17 protein-coding genes and 4 tRNA genes are annotated in these 17,392 nt (G+C 51.3%); 16 read left to right on the forward strand and 5 right to left on the reverse strand.

Annotation, left to right across the window (positions count from 1 at the left end; genetic code table 11):
* Positions 1-60: 60 nt before the first annotated feature.
* The 14 genes from ABGT74_RS06730 (at position 61) to ABGT74_RS06795 (ending at position 8,018) form a co-directional block, all read left to right on the forward strand.
* Entirely contained in the window at positions 61-357 is a 297-nt protein-coding gene (locus ABGT74_RS06730; protein ID WP_297283087.1) for a YerC/YecD family TrpR-related protein, read from the forward strand.
* Positions 350-1,090, forward strand: a complete 741-nt coding sequence (locus tag ABGT74_RS06735) for a methyltransferase domain-containing protein (protein ID WP_346704964.1) — start codon at positions 350-352, stop codon at positions 1,088-1,090. The genes ABGT74_RS06730 and ABGT74_RS06735 overlap by 8 nt, the downstream gene beginning before the upstream one ends.
* A 6-nt stretch (positions 1,091-1,096) precedes the next feature.
* Complete coding sequence (gene hslO, locus ABGT74_RS06740; RefSeq protein WP_346704965.1) at positions 1,097-1,978, forward strand: Hsp33 family molecular chaperone HslO; 882 nt, start codon at positions 1,097-1,099, stop codon at positions 1,976-1,978.
* Positions 1,979-2,062: 84 nt separating this feature from the next.
* Positions 2,063-2,139: transfer RNA gene (locus ABGT74_RS06745), tRNA-Asp, on the forward strand.
* A 32-nt stretch (positions 2,140-2,171) separates the two neighbouring features.
* A tRNA-Phe gene (locus ABGT74_RS06750) sits at positions 2,172-2,247 on the forward strand.
* 7 nt (positions 2,248-2,254) lie between these two features.
* Positions 2,255-2,330 (forward strand) — tRNA-Gly (locus ABGT74_RS06755).
* Positions 2,331-2,335: 5 nt separating this feature from the next.
* A tRNA-Cys gene (locus ABGT74_RS06760) sits at positions 2,336-2,409 on the forward strand.
* A 140-nt stretch (positions 2,410-2,549) separates the two neighbouring features.
* On the forward strand, positions 2,550-3,251 hold the full coding sequence (locus ABGT74_RS06765) for a response regulator transcription factor (protein ID WP_346704966.1): 702 nt from the start codon (positions 2,550-2,552) through the stop codon (positions 3,249-3,251).
* Entirely contained in the window at positions 3,248-5,305 is a 2,058-nt protein-coding gene (locus ABGT74_RS06770) for a HAMP domain-containing sensor histidine kinase (RefSeq protein WP_346704967.1), read from the forward strand. Before ABGT74_RS06765 ends, ABGT74_RS06770 begins: the two co-directional genes overlap by 4 nt.
* 149 nt (positions 5,306-5,454) lie before the next feature.
* Positions 5,455-5,832: a GntR family transcriptional regulator gene (locus ABGT74_RS06775; protein ID WP_297283092.1), complete on the forward strand. Its 378-nt coding sequence runs from the start codon at positions 5,455-5,457 to the stop codon at positions 5,830-5,832.
* A complete protein-coding gene (locus tag ABGT74_RS06780; RefSeq protein WP_346704968.1) occupies positions 5,832-6,683 on the forward strand; it encodes an ABC transporter ATP-binding protein in 852 nt (283 codons plus the stop codon). The genes ABGT74_RS06775 and ABGT74_RS06780 overlap by 1 nt, the downstream gene beginning before the upstream one ends.
* 5 nt (positions 6,684-6,688) lie before the next feature.
* Positions 6,689-7,339, forward strand: coding sequence for an ABC-2 transporter permease (locus ABGT74_RS06785; RefSeq protein WP_346704996.1), 651 nt, complete (start codon positions 6,689-6,691; stop codon positions 7,337-7,339).
* Positions 7,340-7,341: 2 nt separating this feature from the next.
* Entirely contained in the window at positions 7,342-7,491 is a 150-nt protein-coding gene (locus tag ABGT74_RS06790) for a hypothetical protein (protein WP_297283095.1), read from the forward strand.
* A 62-nt stretch (positions 7,492-7,553) separates the two neighbouring features.
* A complete protein-coding gene (locus ABGT74_RS06795; RefSeq protein ID WP_346704969.1) occupies positions 7,554-8,018 on the forward strand; it encodes a TspO/MBR family protein in 465 nt (154 codons plus the stop codon).
* A gap of 69 nt (positions 8,019-8,087) precedes the next feature.
* Here the strand turns inward: ABGT74_RS06795 and ABGT74_RS06800 are convergent, their stop codons facing one another.
* Positions 8,088-8,750 carry a type 1 glutamine amidotransferase gene (locus ABGT74_RS06800; protein WP_297283097.1) on the reverse strand — a complete coding sequence of 221 codons (663 nt, stop codon included), beginning with the start codon at positions 8,748-8,750 and terminating at the stop codon, positions 8,088-8,090.
* Between the two features lie 117 nt (positions 8,751-8,867).
* Here ABGT74_RS06800 and ABGT74_RS06805 point away from each other — a divergent pair, with 117 nt between their 5' ends.
* A complete protein-coding gene (locus ABGT74_RS06805; protein WP_346704970.1) occupies positions 8,868-10,649 on the forward strand; it encodes a Na/Pi cotransporter family protein in 1,782 nt (593 codons plus the stop codon).
* 53 nt (positions 10,650-10,702) lie between these two features.
* Here ABGT74_RS06805 and ABGT74_RS06810 read toward each other — a convergent pair whose 3' ends face one another.
* Together ABGT74_RS06810 and ABGT74_RS06815 are read right to left on the reverse strand one after the other, a co-directional pair.
* Positions 10,703-12,808 carry a hypothetical protein gene (locus ABGT74_RS06810; RefSeq protein WP_346704971.1) on the reverse strand — a complete coding sequence of 702 codons (2,106 nt, stop codon included), beginning with the start codon at positions 12,806-12,808 and terminating at the stop codon, positions 10,703-10,705.
* A complete protein-coding gene (locus ABGT74_RS06815) occupies positions 12,795-15,107 on the reverse strand; it encodes an MMPL family transporter (protein WP_346704972.1) in 2,313 nt (770 codons plus the stop codon). Before ABGT74_RS06815 ends, ABGT74_RS06810 begins: the two co-directional genes overlap by 14 nt.
* A gap of 168 nt (positions 15,108-15,275) precedes the next feature.
* On the opposite strand from ABGT74_RS06815, the gene ABGT74_RS06820 reads away from it, so the two are divergent.
* Positions 15,276-15,821: a TetR/AcrR family transcriptional regulator gene (locus ABGT74_RS06820; RefSeq protein WP_346704973.1), complete on the forward strand. Its 546-nt coding sequence runs from the start codon at positions 15,276-15,278 to the stop codon at positions 15,819-15,821.
* Between the two features lie 68 nt (positions 15,822-15,889).
* On the opposite strand, the gene ABGT74_RS06825 is transcribed toward ABGT74_RS06820, so the two are convergent.
* The gene (locus tag ABGT74_RS06825) at positions 15,890-17,020 is read right to left on the reverse strand and encodes a glycosyltransferase (RefSeq protein WP_346704974.1); all 1,131 of its coding nucleotides are present in this window, start codon (positions 17,018-17,020) and stop codon (positions 15,890-15,892) included.
* 66 nt (positions 17,021-17,086) lie between these two features.
* Positions 17,087-17,362 (reverse strand): SpoVG family protein, encoded by a 276-nt coding sequence (locus ABGT74_RS06830; protein ID WP_297283103.1) that lies wholly within the window; start codon positions 17,360-17,362, stop codon positions 17,087-17,089.
* Positions 17,363-17,392: the final 30 nt, after the last annotated feature.

Consider the following 17,392-nt stretch of genomic DNA (forward strand, 5'->3'; position numbering starts at 1 on the left):
AAAGTGCTGTGTTATAATACAGATAACGGAACTGGAATTTGAATGTAGGAGGGATATGTCTTGAATCGAAAACTGAAAGATGAAGATATGGACATCTTGTTTCGAGGAATCCTGAAGCTCAAGACGGTGGAAGACTGCTATGACTTCTTTGAGGATTTGTGTACGATCGCGGAACTGCGTGCCATGGTGCAACGCTTTCAGGTGGCCCGTATGTTGGACGAAGGCCGGATTTACAGCGATATCGTGCAGGAAACCGGCGCATCGACCGCGACGATCAGTCGGGTCAATAAGTGCCTGGTGTATGGGTCAGACGGATATCGCAAAATGTTGGACCGCTTGAAGGAAGACGATGAATAGTTATCAGACACTGTCGGCATACTATGACCGCTTTACGGATGATGTGGGCTATGAGCAGTGGGCAGAGTTTTTCGTTGCACTGTTTGCACGCGAGGAGATAGAGCCGAAGCTCGTGCTCGATCTGGCTTGTGGGACGGGGAGCTTGACCCGGCTGCTAGCACAGCGAGGATACGATATGATCGGTGTAGATGCATCGCCGGAGATGCTGATGCAGGCGATGCAGAACACGTTTGACTGTGATCCGCGCCCCTTGTTCCTCAACCAGCGCATGGAGCAGCTTGATCTGTATGGCACGGTGGATGTGTGCCTGTGCTGTCTGGACAGCATAAATTATGTGACGGAGCCATCCGTGCTGCAACAGGCATTTGAGCGCGTACATCTGTTCCTTGAGCCCAAAACTGGCTTATTCGTGTTTGATATTAACACGCCGAAAAAGTTTGCGCGTATCGATGGCAACAGTTATGTGCGCGAAGACGAGGACGTATTCTGTGTTTGGCAGGCCGCAGTCGAGGATGGCTTGTGCGCCTATCAGTTCGACATCTTCGAACGAGATGGCGATGCATGGACACGCGCGCAGGAGACGCACGAGGAACGCGTGTATACGATTGAGGAATTGAGCGCCATGCTGGAAAAGGCCGGATTTTCTGAAATCAAAACCTATGGAGACCAGAACTTTTCGCCGGTACAGGGCGGGGAGGATCGGGTTTATATTACCGCACGAAAGAGAGATTAAACAAATATGAGCGATATGTTACTTCGCGCAATCGCCCGCGATGCGGGCATTCAGATTTCCGCTGCTGTGACGACCGGATTGGTGGAACGCGCGCGGGAGATTCACGATACTACACCTGTGGCGACTGCAGCACTCGGGCGCACCCTGACCGCTACGGCAATCATGGGCAGTCAGCTCAAAACCGATGACGGCTCGGTTACGGTGCAGGTCAAAGGTAACGGCCCGCTGGGGACGATTGTATGTGTGGGCGATTCTGATGGCTGGGTGCGCGGCTATCTGCAAAATCCCGGCTGCGAGTTGCCGTTGCGTGCAGATGGTAAGCTGAATGTGGGCGGCGGTGTAGGCCGCGGTTATTTGATGGTGATTAAGGATATTGGGCTGAAAGATCCGATTACAGGTACAGTCGCATTGGTCAACGGCGAGATTGCCGAGGATTTGACGCGCTATTTTGCAGAGAGTGAACAGATTCCGTCTGCGTGTGCGCTGGGTGTACTGGTGGATACCGACCGGTCTGTTAAATGTGCCGGGGGGTGGCTGGTGCAGCTCATGCCGGGCGTTAAGGACGCAGACATTGACCGTCTGGAAGCCAATCTTGCGAAAATTGAACCGATGACCACCATGCTGGATAAGGGCATGACGCTCGAGCAAATTGTGCAGACCGTGCTGGACGGTTTCGCAGTGGACTTTTTGCAGACTGACACCATCGGCTATCGCTGCGCGTGTAGCCGGGAGAAGGTGGAGCGCGCGTTGATCAGCATGGGAAAAGAGGAATTATCCAAAATGGCGGCAGAACAGGAAAAAAGTGAGGTAACCTGCCAGTTTTGTGATAAAGTCTACATTTTTTCACGGGAAGAGTTGCAGCAGATTTTAGCGCATGCAGAAAAATAAAAAAATCCTGAAAAAAGTGTTGACATTTGGCTAATGTTTCGATATAATAAATCTCGCCGCTGATGATTACGGCGGCGGCGATTCGGCCCGGTAGCTCAGTTGGTTAGAGCGCCAGCCTGTCACGCTGGAGGCCGTGGGTTCAAGTCCCATCCGGGTCGCCATTTCTTCAATCTGAATCGGTTGAAGAAAACTTGCCTCTGTAGCTCAGTCGGTAGAGCAGGGGACTGAAAATCCCCGTGTCGGTGGTTCGATTCCGCCCGGAGGCACCATAAATATGCGGCTGTAGCTCATCTGGTAGAGCGCCACCTTGCCAAGGTGGAGGTAGCGAGTTCGAGCCTCGTCAGCCGCTCCACATCTGGTACCATAGCCAAGCGGTAAGGCGTGGGACTGCAACTCCCTGATCCCCAGTTCGATTCTGGGTGGTACCTCCAAGAAAACAAAAAGAGACGCCTGATGGCGTCTCTTTTTGTTTTTTTCTGCCAATGCGAATAATAAAGAAAATCTTAATAATTTCATGAGGAAAATCAACAGAAAGCTTTGTTATCATAGAACCATAAAGGAGGGGGACACCATGGACAAACTGACCGTGTTAGTGGTGGACGATGATAAGGAGATCGTGGACAGCATTGCAATTTTTTTGCAGGCAGACGGCTATATGGTAGAGAAAGCCTATAATGGTCTGGAAGCGCTTGACGTGGTCATGACGCGGCCGGTGCATTTGTTGCTGCTGGATATTATGATGCCAGAGATGGATGGCATCAAGACACTGCTCAAGGTGCGCGAGAGCAAGAATATCCCGATCATTTTGCTTTCGGCAAAAAGCGAAGATGCGGACAAGATTCTCGGCCTGACGGCGGGCGCGGATGATTACATTACCAAGCCATTTAACCCGTCTGAGTTGATTGCACGCGTCAAAAGCCAGCTGCGGCGCTATACGCAGCTGGGGGCAATGCAGGTGACGGAAAAGCAGATCGCAATCCGAGGGCTGGTGCTGGACACCGAGAGCAAGACCGTGACGGTAGACGGCGAAGCCGTGCGTTTGACGCCGCTCGAGTACAAAATTCTTGAGCTGCTGTGCCGTCACCCGGGCAAGGTGTTCTCGACCGAGGAAATTTACCGTCAGGTATGGAACGAGGAGGCGGTGTCCGATAACGCGATTGCGGTACATGTGCGGCATATCCGCGAGAAGATCGAAATCAACCCCAAGGAGCCGCGTTACCTCAAGGTTGTGTGGGGCGTGGGCTATAAGATAGAGAGGAGTGAGGGAACATGAAAAAGGTGATGAGGTCGCCTATTCTGAAGGGCATTGCGTTTGTGGTCTGCTTGGTCTGCGTGGCAGTGGCTGGGCTGACGCTTGGCAACGCAACACAGTGGTTTTATGAGAAGAGTCTGGAAGGTGGTGGCTTCCCATATGAGATGGATGCCAGCTTTGACGAATCCGATATCCTCAATCGTCAATTCAGCAGTGCATTAAGTATTTTGGATGATGCGCTGCATTCGACCGATTTGCAGCAATATGTGGATCAGCAGATGGAAGCAAGTTTCGCCGGTGACTATTATGCCAAGCTGGGGGATGTGGTTCTGAAGAACACGGATTTAACGCGTGAGGAAGCAGAGAAATCGCCCTATTATGTCGTCATGGAGCCGGGAAGCCACTATAATAATTTGCAAAACTTCGTTTCTTACCAGTATGAGACATGGGATCAGGCAACGTATAATTACTATATCAACGGTGCGGCTATGAGTTCGGAGCAGACGTATCAGCAGGGGGACTGCATCCTGCTGCGCCTTACTGAGGAGCAGGCGGCGGTACTGCGTGCCGAGTGGGAAGAGGGACGCGATATTTTTAACGGGGCACTGACTAAGAGTATCGCTGTGTTTTTTATCGCACTCATTGCATTCATCTATCTGCTGTTTGTCACCGGGCGTAGGCCAGAGGACGAAGAAGTACATCTTGTGTTGATTGACCGGATGTTTGTTGAGTTGAATCTGTGCATCATCGGTGGTACCGTGATCGGCACAGCAGCATTGGTGTTAATTGGATTGGAAGCGGTTTTCTTCTCAAATAACCAGATCATTGTAGTGATGACCAAGCTGCTGACCGCGCTGCTGGTCTGTGCGTTCGCGCTGGTAATGGAACTGCTACTTTCTCTTGTGCGCAACCTGAAAAACCGCACGTTTGTCGAGCGGTCATTTATTCTGCGCGCTGTCCGCTGGTGCTGGCGCACAGTAAGGCATATCTGTCGCTGGTTTATGAACCTGTGCAAAGGCATATGGCATGGTGTAGGCCGTGGTAAGGACGGCTTATGGCATAAGGCATTTCAGAATTATAAGACGCGCAAGGTGCTGATTGTGTTTGGCGTTTATTCGGCTGTACTGGCGTTTTGCGGGGTAATGCTCGGTGTGATGATTGATTTCGGCTGGGGGACGCCGTTTATGCTGGGCATCGGATGGTTTGCCGCAGCGGCATGGCTTCTGATACGCCGTATCGACGGCTTTGATTGCGTGGTGGACGCGCTGCGGCGGTTGCGTGGCGGCGACCTGACTTATAAGCTGACCGATATGCCTGAGGGTGTTTTCGCCTCGATGGCGGACGATATCAACTCGCTGGGTGATGGCATGCAGATTGCCTTGCAAAACGAGGTGCGTGCCGAACGCATGAAATCTGAGTTAATCACCAATGTAAGCCACGATTTGAAAACCCCGCTCACTTCCATTCTGAATTACTCCGACTTGCTTTGTCAGGAGCATTTGACGCCGGAGGAGGCAAATGACTACGCTAAGATCATTCACCAAAAGGGGATGCGGCTCAAGAACCTGACCAGTGATCTGTTTGACATTTCCAAGGTGCAATCGGGTGCGGAGCGGATCTTTTGCGAGCGGCTGGATGCCTGCACGCTGGTGCGGCAAGCGCTGGGCGAACAGGATCAGTCGATCGGAGACGGTAAACTGACGCTGAAAGTGGACTTGCCGGAGCATGAGGTGCCGATTTGGGCAGATGGCAAGAAAATGTCGCGCGTAATGGAAAACCTGATTGGCAACTGCATTAAATATGCCATGCCGGGCACACGCGTGTTTGTTTCGGTCATGGAGCAGGAAGGGAACGCGGTCATCGAACTGAAAAATATCGCCAACTACGCGATGGACTTTGACGCGAGCGAGATCACAGAGCGGTTTGTCCGTGGGGACGCGGCGCGATCGACGGAGGGCAGCGGCCTCGGCCTTGCGATCGCTAAAAGCTACGTCGAAGCCTGCGGCGGTGCGTTTGCAGTTTCGGTAGACGGAGATTTGTTTAAGGTGCAAATCACCTTTGCTATTCAGCCGTAAGAGGGCGAAAAATAGAACATGTGGGACAAAGCCGACCCGGTGCAATACCGGGCCGGCTTTTTGCATGCTCAAAAAAATATGCATTAGGGATTGACATAATGTAAATATTGTATATAATGAGTATATATGATATGGAAGGGGAGGATGCAATGGACATCATCCTGTCGAACGTAGACGGTACACCGATTTATGAGCAGATCGCGCGCCAGATCAAGGCTAAGATTGTCGGCGGCGAATTGCAGCCGGGCGAGGCGCTGCCGTCCATGCGATTGTTGGCCAAGGATTTACGGATCAGCGTGATCACGACGAAGCGTGCCTATGAAGAGCTGGAGCGCGAGGGATTTATCATCAGCCAGACCGGCCGTGGCAGTTTTGTGGCTCCGGTTGGCGTGGAACTGCTGCGTGAGGAGCAGCTGCGTAGGGTAGAGGCGTATTTGGAGGAAGCAGCAAAAGCGGCGCATTTGGGCAATCTGGAAAAGGACGAATTTCTTGAGATTGCCGCGGCGGTATTTGAGGAGGGGATCTAATGGAAAACGCATTGGAAATTTCGGGCCTGTGCAAGCAATATAAAGGGTTTGTGCTCAAAAATGTATCGTTTACATTGCCAAGTGGCTGTGTGATGGGGCTCGTTGGAGAAAATGGAGCAGGCAAGACCACAACGCTCAAGGCAGTTTTAAATCTGATTCATCGTGACGCAGGTACAATTCATGTGCTGGGGCAGGATAATATCCGAGAGGAACGCGCGGTCAAGGAGCGTATCGGTGTTGTGCTGGAGGACGGATGTTTCCTCAATACGATGAACGCGCGTCAAGTGGATGTGTTGATGGGGAAAGCCTATCAGAACTGGCATTCCGAACAGTTCTTTGGTTTTTTGAAGCGGTTTGGCATTGATACGGGCAAAAAGATCAAGGATTACTCCAAGGGGATGCGGATGAAAGTCAATATTGCCGCAGCGATGTCGCATGACGCAGAATTGCTGATTATGGATGAGCCGACAAGCGGACTTGACCCAGTGGTGCGCGATGAGGTACTTGACCTGTTTTATGATTTCATGCAGGATGAGGGACATTCAATCTTGCTATCCAGCCATATTACCAGTGATTTGGATAAGATTGCAGATTATATCACCTTCATCCACGGTGGAAACGTGGTGCTGTCAGAGCCGCGTGATGCACTGCTGGACACCTATGGTGTGCTGCGTTGTACGGCAGAACAATTGACTGCACTCGATTCTGCGGCAGTGCGGGGTAAGCGCGTCGGTGCGTTTGGCTGCGAAGCACTGGTGCGGCGGGACGGTGTCCCACAAGGCTGGCCGGTGGAACCGGTCAATATTGAGCAGGTGATGCTGTTTTTGACAAGAGGGGAGGATGCGAAATGAAAGCGATGCTCTATGCTGATTGGCTAAATTTTCGTCAGTCGATTCGGTCAATGATGTTTATTCTGGTGGTATTTGCGTTCGCCGCTTTTGCGTGGAGCGGTCCTATGTTTTTCATCATGATCGTCGACATGCTTAGCATTATGCTGCCCGCGACGCTGTGCGGATCCGATCAGGCCTACGGTTGGGATAAGCTCAGTCTGTCGCTGCCGATTTTACGGCACGAAGTGGTTCGAAGCAAGTATCTGATGGGGCTATTGATCAATCTGACGCTATTTGCGCTGGCCGTGGCCATGACAATGGTCTATTCGTTGGTTGATCCATCGACATCGATGATAGAAAATATACTCAGCTTGTTTGGCGGCGAGCTGATCTCGCTGCTGCTGATGGGGCTAATGTTTGCAGTGACGTTCAAATTTGGCGTGGAAAAGTCGCGGTATATCCTGATAGCGGTGGTGTGGATTCCGATTCTGGCAATGGCGGGAATTGTAAAGTTCGACATTATCCCCGGTATAGTGGACATGTTTGAGCAGGGGTTCAGTCGGCTGGAAACTGCGCCGATTGGCTTGCCGATGGCGGCTGCGCTGGTTGTCTGTCTGGCGGTTTACGCGGCCTGTTATCGCATCAGCGTTCGTACCTATCAGAAAAAGGAGCTGTGACTATGAAATTCTGTGAATACTGCGGCAAGGCATTTGACGATGACTGCACGGTTTGCCCGAACTGCGGTGCGCAGCTGCGACCCTTGCAGGACGGGGAAACCGAGGAAAATGCATTGACCGTGGAGGAAATGCTGCTGCTCGGTTTGCTGTAATGCAATTTGACGCATAAAAAGATATGCCGTACCATATCCTGACCGTAAAGGGAGGGAGATAAGTGCTGTGGGTTTGGATCATAGGGCTTGCGTTGCCGCTGGCGGTCGGCGGTTTGGCGGGTTGGTTGACGATGGGGAGCATGTCTACGTATGGTGCATTGGTGCAGCCGCCGCTTGCACCGCCGCCGTGGGTGTTCCCGGTGGTATGGACGGTGCTATATCTGATGATGGGGGTCGCCAGCGTACTGGTTTGGAAAGCGGATGCACCACAAGCCGAGAAAAAGCAAGCGCTGACGTGGTACGTCGCGCAGCTCGCCGTCAATTTTGTTTGGCCGCTGCTGTTTTTCAATGCGGGTTTGTACGGTATTGCTCTCGCGTGGTTGATACTGCTGCTGGTGTTGGTGGTGGAAACCATCATCAGATTTCGGGCAATCAGTCCTATCGCGGCTGGGTTGATGGTGCCATATCTGCTTTGGCTGCTGTTTGCGGCCTATCTGAATGCAGCAATTTGGCTGCTGAATCGTTAAAAAAGTTAAAGCGCATAGAGAGTTGGGAAAAGGAGCGGACAGTTGGCCGCTCCTTTCTCAACGCTTGTGTTAACAATGACCGCAAAGCCAGAAAAACAGCGGCAAATGGTTGGCTCCTTTCACATCTTCGCAGATGGGCGGTACCATGCGCTCCGGATGCCACTGCACACCAAGCAGCGCGGCGGAAGGATGGACAAGCGCTTCCACCGCACCGTCAGGAGCATGGGCAACAGCGGTCAGATCGTTTGCAATTCGTTCCACGATCTGGTGGTGATAGCTGTTGACCGTTGTGGTCGTGCCGATCTGTTCGGCAAGCCAGCCGGAACATTGGAGGGTATGGCAGCAGCTGGCGTGACCGGTGACGTTCTGCTGCAACGTACCGCCGAGAAAGACGTTGATGACCTGCATGCCACGGCAGATACCCAGTATCGGTTTGCTACGAGCGAAGAATGCGTCAAATAACGCTTGTTCCTCCTCGTCACGGATGCAATCAATGGATAGCTGCTTGCAAGCGCACGTCTGTCCGTATCGGGCAGGATGGATATCGCCGCCGCCAGCCAGCAATAAACCGTCGCATCGCGCAGCAAGTGCGGCAGTTGATGCACCGCTGTGTATTACACCGGTACCGCCGGCTGCGGAAAGACAGGTGGTGTATAATTCAGACTGACGGCGGAAAATGGACAGAGTGTCCATGAATCGTCCGCTTGAAATTAAGATTAACGGAGTCTTCACACAATATCCCTCCTGAAAGCGTTTTTACCGTTGACAGAGAATAGCGAAAACAGTATACTGGAAAATGTATGGGGAACGTCAGAGAATTGTAAGAGAGATGTGAAACGGAGGAGTTCCATGGACTTCAATGCACTGTCCATTGTCCAGCTGATCGGTGGTCTGGCACTGTTCATCTATGGCATGACGACAATGGGAAAAGGTCTGGAGCGTGCGGCAGGCTCCAAATTGGAAAAAACACTGGAAAAAATGACGGGCAATGTGTTTAAAGCATTGCTGATGGGCATGGTGGTCACGATGGTGATTCAATCCTCGTCGGCCACGACCGTCATGGTGGTTGGTTTTGTTAATGCGGGCATTATGTCGCTGCGGCAGTCTGTCGGCGTCATTTTGGGTGCGAACATCGGTACCACCATCACCGCACAGATCCTGCGCTTGGATAGCGGCGGGGCAGTGAGCGAAAACCTGCTGATGCAGATGCTCAATCCCAAGAATTTGGCATATGTGATCGTGTTGGCAGGCGTGATTATTATGATGCTGGCAAAAAAACGTCGGACGCGTGATATTGCAGATATTTTTTCCGGCTTCGGTATTTTGTTTATCGGTATGTCGGTGATGGAGAGTGCGGTTGCACCGCTTGCGGATCTGCCGCAGTTTGCGCAGCTGTTCTCAACGATTGCGAATCCTGTGCTGGGTGTGCTGGTTGGTGCAGGCGTTACCGCGATCATTCAGTCCTCTTCGGCATCGGTCGGTATTTTGCAGGCTCTGTCGACTACGGGTGCGATTACCTATGCGGCAGCCATTCCCATCATCTTGGGACAGAATATCGGTACCTGTATCACTGCGTTTCTGTCCTCGCTGGGCGGATCGAAGAATGCACGCCGTACCGCGATGGTTCACTTTTATTTTAATCTGATCGGTTCGATTGTGTTCCTAGTTGCAGTTTATGCGCTGGAATATACCGGTGGTTTTCCGTTTTGGGACAGCCCAATCGACAAGGGCGGCATTGCAAACTTCCACACGCTGTTCAACGTCACCTGCACGATTTTGTTCCTGCCATTTACCGGCTTGCTGGTCAAGCTTGCCACCTGGAGCGTACCCTCCGGCGAGGTGCAGGAGGATCCGCTGGCAAAGCTGGAGCCGCGCTTTTTGACCACGCCTTCGCTGGCGCTGGAGCAGGCGCAGCGCTGCATTGCAGACATGGGTGACGCGGCCAAGCAGAACTTCCGTTTAGCAACCGAGCCGCTGTTTGGCGAAGGAATGCCGAAAGAGGATATTTTCCGTGAGCATGAAAGCTTTTTGGATCGCGCGGAGGTGGAAATTGGCCGTTATTTGACCAATATCCATAATATCCGTTCGGTCGATCAGCGGCGGCAACTGGCGGAGATGATGCATTCGCTGTCTGATTTTGAAAAGATTGGCGACTACGCGCAGAATATCTTCAGCAGAGTGGATGAATTCCGCCAGACAGATATGTCGTTCTCACAAGCAGCGATGCAGGAGCTTCATGCGATGTGCAGTGCCGTTGGGGAAGTGCTTGACTTAACGGTAGAAGGATATGTAACGCGATCGGTATCGGTGGCCAAAACGGTGGAGCCGATCGAAGAAGTGGTCGATACGCTCAAGGAGCGTCTCAAGAGCCGCCATATCGAGCGACTGAGCCGCAATGAGTGTACCATGCAGACTGGTATTCATTTCCTTGACATTGTGCATGATTTGGAGAAAATCAGCGACCACTGCTCCAATATTGCGATTTATACCATTCAGCTGGGCGAAGGTGCGGAGGAATTTGACACCCATGCCTATATCAAGCAGGAGTATAAGTCTACACCGCAGTTCGCAGAGAAACTGCGTTACTATCAGGAAAAATATCTGACACCGGTCGAGCAAATGGCTGACTGAGGAAATACAAGCTGTGAAAAGCGCCGCGTTCAATCGAACGCGGCGCTTTTTTGTCACGTATTTTCTGAGGTGAATACGCCATATACAGCAGAAAACAGCTTTTTGAAAATGTTAGTGATGCGGGATAGTACGCCCTGATCTTCGTCGGATGCCTCCGGCTGGATGGCATCTTTTTCAGAGGGCGCAGAGATTTCTTTGGTTCGTAGGATAAATTGCAGGCTGGAGGGGGTTGGATTCTGAGAAGAGGTGACCGATTGCAGCGCCGCTTCGGCATCAATATTGAGTACGTTTGTATCCTCTTCTAAGTCTTTTTTAGCGTCGTTGATCGCGCCGTGAATGGAATCATTGGCATTTTGCAGACTGGAAGAACTGCTGGATGAGGAAGCACGGTCAAGCACGTCGATGAGACCGTCCAACGAGGATTGCAGGCTGGCATCCGATTTATCACGTACGGAACGCAGGGTGTCGGTGGCAGATTGCAGCAGATCGTTGGCGGAGGTGAGCGTTTTCGTCAGTGTGACCATCAGATCCGAACATTTGTCTGCAGCGGAGTTGGTGGTTTTGGTGATCTCATCGAGAGAAGCAGAGAGTGCGGGGATATCCGCGATTAACTGATGCACCCGCTCAAGCGTTTGATCCGCTAATACGGTAAGCTCTTTGCCTTCGCCAATCAGATCCTGCGGCAAGCCGTCATAGTCGTTTAAAATGTCGTTGATCTCATCCAAGTTATCGAGAATCGAATCAGCAGTCCCAAGCAGTCCGCTGGTGTCAGAGAGGATATCTTCTAGTGTGCGAATGCTCTGTTTGATCGCAGAGAGCGAGCCAGAGGCGTTATCTAGAAGAGACGAGAGCAGGGAATATACAGGCTCACTCAAACCGCTACCGTCCAAAATGATTTGTAAAGCAGAAATCTGACTGTTGAGTGACTCTACCTTCTCGCGGAGCGTGCCCAGATGCGTTTGCAGCGTTTTTACATCCTGTTTGATATTTTCTACGGCAGTTTGCAGTTGCAGGATATGCAGCAGATCATCTCCGGATGCATCTTGCAGATCATTCACGAAATCATCCAGATTGCTAAGTGTAGTGTCTAAGTCCTTCAGAAGCTGCTGATAGGAATTCACATCCTCGGTTGTAGATTGCACGGTACCCAGCATGCTGTTGATGGTCGCACCGAGTGTGGTCACCGTGGTTTTCATGGAGTTGAGTTCTGGAATCAGAGAATCAGTTTTTCCGGCCAGTGTTTCCAGTGAGGATAAGGCGGCATCGACCTGCGGATCTATTGTGCCGCGATCGGCGATCAGCTGCTTGCGTACGGCATTGATGCCAGAAATACCACTCGATAGTGCGCCGAGTCCGCTTTGCATGGATTGCATGGATTCAAGCATGCTGCTAAGGCCTTCATACAGGCTGTCTCCAGAACTGCCCAGCCGGTCCTTGATATCTCGCATATCGGACAGAATGTCCAGAGAAGAGAGGGTAGCAGGCGCCATAAACAGGATAAGTCCCATACTTTCAAAGGAATTCGATCCAATGCGCGCAGTAAACGTACTTTCTTCCCCCGGAAGGCCCATAAACATGACAATCTTATAGGTGCCGATTGACTGCACCTGTGCACCGGGGGCGTCGATTGAGAGCGCTTTGCTCATGTCAATACCCGTGGCGCAAACCAGCATCATGTTATTTTTGTAGTATTCTCCGGCAGCGTCGTTGGGCGTAGCATGGATATTCATTTCAACCAGACCGTTTGCACCAGCACATTTCTCTGCTTCTACCGGCACACCATTGAGCTTATAAGACACGTCAAAATTCCAAGGAAGCTGGATGGAGGTGCTGCTGTCCGGCACGCATTCGTAATAGAAACGCTGTAAGCCGTCATCAGTAAGCGCCCAGGAAACTTCTCTGTCGCTCAATGTAGGTTCGTCCAACGTAGACATATTGTAGACATCGGAGTAGTTGCCGTAATCGGTAAATTCTGTGTGTCCATTTAGGCTGACACCCTTGACGATACGGGTATTTTCCGGTGTACCGTAATAGTCAAGATTGATATAGACCGCTTCGTCCGTTTGAATGGTGGGGGCCGCGGCCTGTGCCGCTTGCGGCAGCACGCACAAAAGTGCCAATGTAGCTGCCGTTAGGCGACGGAATTTATGATTCATCATCGTGTTTATCCTCCTTGCTGTCGGGCTGCGATGCGTTACTATTGGTGTTTTGTGGCTTATGGCGAAGGAAAGAAAGCATATTCGATAGTTTCTTTCGCATTTCCCGATGCCGTGCCCGACGGTTTTCTCGAATCTGTGCGACCAAATGCAGGCGCTGCTGATGCAGCTCACTCAATACAGGCAAAATCAGTTTGGTGCTGCGGATGCGGTTCATCTTTGCATGCTTCTTCTGCGCGTAGTCCGGCTTTACGATCCAGCGGTCAAACAGCATCAGGCAGCCGGGGAGCAAAAACAGCACCAAAATGACAGAGATGAGTGCACCACGGCCAATCAGCTGTCCCAGACCAGAAATGGCTTCGACTGAGGTCATGAAGTACAGCCCGTATGCCACTGTCATCAAGATCATGCCCGAAGTTAGGATGGACTCCGCGCTGACGGTAACGGCACGAATGGCAGCCTCTTTTTTGTCGCCTTGTGAACGAGCATCCAAATAATTGCCGGTCAGCAGAATGGAGTAGTCGATTGTCGCGCCCAGTTGGATACAGCTGACGATAATAAAGCCAAGAAACATCGTGCGCTGTCCGTAGATATAAGGCATGGCAGTGTTGATGAATACTGCGCATTCAATCGGAATCAATACAACAACCGGCAGCAGCGCTGATTTGTACGTGATCGCCACAACAAGCGCAACGCCGAGTAGGGAAACGAGATTGACCAGCTGGTTGTCCGGCACAATGATGTCCTTGATATCCTGCGTGGATGGGGTAACGCCGACAAGGTAGGTCTGCGCGTCCGGATAATAACGGTTGATGATGGCGCGGATATTATCAGCATAGGAAAATGCCGCGTCGCTTTCGCCGGCGGACCGGACGTTGATGATGACACGCGCCCAGTTTTCGCCGTGCATCATACTGGTGACGCTTTCCGGTAGAAAATCTTCCGGGATACCGTCCGGCAGGACGGAAGCAAGACCAAGTGCGTATTTCACATAGGGAAGATCGTTGATCTCTTCGCACATGGCTTTTTCTGTTACGTTGCCGTCCAGTGGGATAAGCGCAAGCATCATATTGCTTTGCCCGAATTGTTCATTCATTTGCTGTTCGGCTTCATATACCGGTGTGCCGGGGGAGTTGGCAACCGCTTCGTTTCCGTAAGTGAAGTCAGCCATGCCTTGTGCAATATAGCAGGGGATAATCAGAATAGCCACCACGGCCAGCACGGGCTTACGCAGCTTATAGGAGAATTCGCCAAAGCCGCGCCACTGGCGGGGAATAAAGGAGCGGTGCTGTGTTTTGGCGATGACGTTCTGAAAACGCAAAATCAGCGCAGGCATCAGCAGCAACACGGTCAGAAGACTCAGTGCGATGCCCTTTGCCAAAACAAAGCCTATATCCGGGCCGACACCAAACCGCATGAGCGCCAATGCAAGGAATCCGACGATCGTCGTTGCGCCGGATGCACCAATCGAAGAAAAGGCAGTGCGCAATGCATTTGCCATTGCCTGCTCTGGTTCCACACCGTTGGCCTTTTCATCTGTGAAGGCGTGCAGCAGGAAGATCGAATAGTCCATCGAACAGGCCAGCTGCAAAACTGCACCGACTGCATTGGAAAGGAAAGAGATTTCTCCAAAAATGATGTTGGAACCCATGTTGATGACAATAGCAATGCCCAGCACGGACAAAAACAGCACGGGTTCAAACCATGAGGTTGTCGTGAGCGTCAAGATCAAAAAGATGATGACGACCGCCAGCATCATCACGCGGGCGACTTCTGCGTTGATTGTCGGACCGAGGTTGGTATCCGAAACAGCAGAGCCTGCCACAAGGCCGCGGTCCCCGACGATCTGTTCGATTTCCGCAACGGCTTTGTGTGTGCGTGAGGAGGAGTCCTTTTCCAGAAAAATGACATCCATATAGGCGTTTCCGTCTTTGTAATAATCCTCGATGCTGGAATAATCAATGAATAGATCCGAGCCATAGATATTGGTCGTGGTATCGCACCACATGACCATGTCCACACCATCCACTTGAGAGATGCGATCCTTGATATTTTTGGCTTCGTACAGTGTGACGTCTTGCAGCATGACCCGCCCCATACCGGGATAGGTGAATTCTTCCTGCATGATGTCTAGTGCCTGCGCGGAAGGGGAGGAATCCGGCAGGTATTTGGTTAAGTCATAGTTGACACCGACCATAGGAATGCAGATCAGACTGAGTACAACCAGTACAGCAAAGATTTTTTCGATCTGCTTGCGTTTATGTATGATCAGGTCAACCGGACGGTGGCCTTCTTTTTTCAAATAAACACCAACTTTCCTGATAATAGATATTGTGTATGATTTTATTTCGTGATATAGTATAAAACATAAGGATAACATACACAAGAATCAAATATGATTGTTATGTGCAATAATATACAATAAGATAAAATATGTTTGTTTTTAGAGAAAAGAATGGAGGGAAGGAACATGCAACAACAAGAGGACAAGCGTATCAGGAGAACAAAGAAACTGCTGCGGCAGGCGTTGACGCGGCTGATGCAGCAAAAGGACTTTCAAAGTATTACGGTAACCGATGTGGTGCGGGAAGCGGATATCAATCGCGGAACATTTTATGCCCATTATCAGGACGTATATGATCTTCGTGAACGGATCGAGGCGGAAATGATTGCAGATTTCCGCGGTATGATTGCAAGCTTACGGCCTAGCGAGATTGCAACCTTGCAGCCGGTGCTCAGTCGGGCGGTGGACTATCTGGAGGAAAACCGGGAAATTGTCACGGCGCTGATTAAGGGCAGCGGTGTTGAGGGGTTCGGAAAAAAACTGATCGGTGTGTTGGAAGAGTGCCGACTGGAAGGCATGCCATACCGCAGCGTTGAAGATGTGTATATTGCGCGTTTCGTTGCGATGGGGGTTGTAGGAATGCTGGAAAAGTGGATTACCGAAGCGCAGCCAATACCTAAACATGAGATGATTGCATTGATGGCCAAGATTTTGTCACCCTTAATGCAATGACTTGATGAAGAGAATGAAAAAACGGCAAAGGACACGTTCGTGTCCTTTGCCGTTTTCACGATAAAAATTTATTTGCTGTGAAGCACAAATTCTGCCAACCGCTCGGTTGCATCCGGGTGCGCGATAGCCTGCATGGTTTGGCGCACGGTTTTCAGACGAACCGGGTTGCGGAATAGCTCATATACAGCTTCGTCAATGGGGAAGTGCTTGGTAATCAAAGCCGCCATGCCGTTGTTCACCAGAAAATCTACGTTGCGTTCTTCGTGTCCGGGAATGGGATCGACCAGCAGCATGGGCAGATTTTTTGCAAGCGCTTCGGAAACCGTCAGTCCGCCCGGCTTGGAGACAATGCAGTCGGATGCACTCATCATCACTTCGACGTTATGCACAAACCCATACGGCTTGACCACGCATTCGCCTTCATAACGGGAGGCGAACTGCTCGACACGAAGCTGCATTTTCTTGTTGTTGCCACACACCACAAGCAGTTGCAGGGGGATACCGATTGAGGTCAGCTTTTCCAAGATTTTGACATGGTCTGCATATCCCATGCTGCCGCCCATCAGTAGCAGCGTGCGCATGTTGGGATCGATGCCAAGCTGGGCAGCGGCGTCCTGCCGCGACAGCATTTGGTTGAATTTCGGATGCACCGGGATACCGAAAGGCAGAATGCGGCGCTCTGGAATGCCGCGCTTGACGCAGCGGAAGGTGAGCAGCTCGCTTGCTGTGACAATGTATTGCACGCGCGGCACATCCTCCCAATAGGGATGCAGGGTATAGTCGGTCACAATACCGATCGTTGTAATATCGGCAAGTTTTTTGCGCTTTTTCAGTTCGTCAACCATTTGCGCCGCAAAAATATGGGTGCAGATGATCACATCGGGTGCATAGCCTGCAAGCACCTTAGCAAACTTGGACGCACCCAGCGCATTGATGATATTGATGATGCTGGGGGCGCTTGAAAAATAACTGGCGCCGTTGTTTTCTGCAAGCTGATATACCAAACGATACAGGGTTTGCATGTGTTTGGACGAAAACAAATATCCCTTGTCGATGGTATTCTTAATCAGATTGCTGATATAGGCATAAACGTCCAGCGTATGCACTTCCGCGCCTTTGCTTGTGAGCATATCGCCAATAGCCTTGGCGGTAGCGTGATGACCATAGCCCGCGGTGACGGATAAAATCAATACTCTCATAATGGTTTTCTCTCCTTGCTTATGAGTTATTGTACCGCATCGGCGCGAAAAATGCAAATCAAACCGTTAGCAAGGGGAGGAATGCTCCTGGGGTAGGGCAAGATAGGCGTTCAGAACCTGTTGCTCCAGTGTTTCGCGCAGCGCACCACCGACCGGATGCGCAATGTCGCGGAAACGCCCATCCGGCATGCGGCGGGACGGCATCGCAAGAAACAGGCGGTCGTGCCCGGCGATGATTTTGATATCGTGTACCGCCAGTACGCCGTCAAACGTGACGGAAACCAGCGCTTTGAGCTTGCCGGAAGGTTCGATATGGCGGAATTTAATGTCGGTGATTTCCATGGAATAACTCCTTTTTCGGTCGGGACAGGG

The sequence above is a fragment of the uncultured Agathobaculum sp. genome, assembly GCF_963927765.1.
GTDB lineage: Bacteria > Bacillota > Clostridia > Oscillospirales > Butyricicoccaceae > Agathobaculum.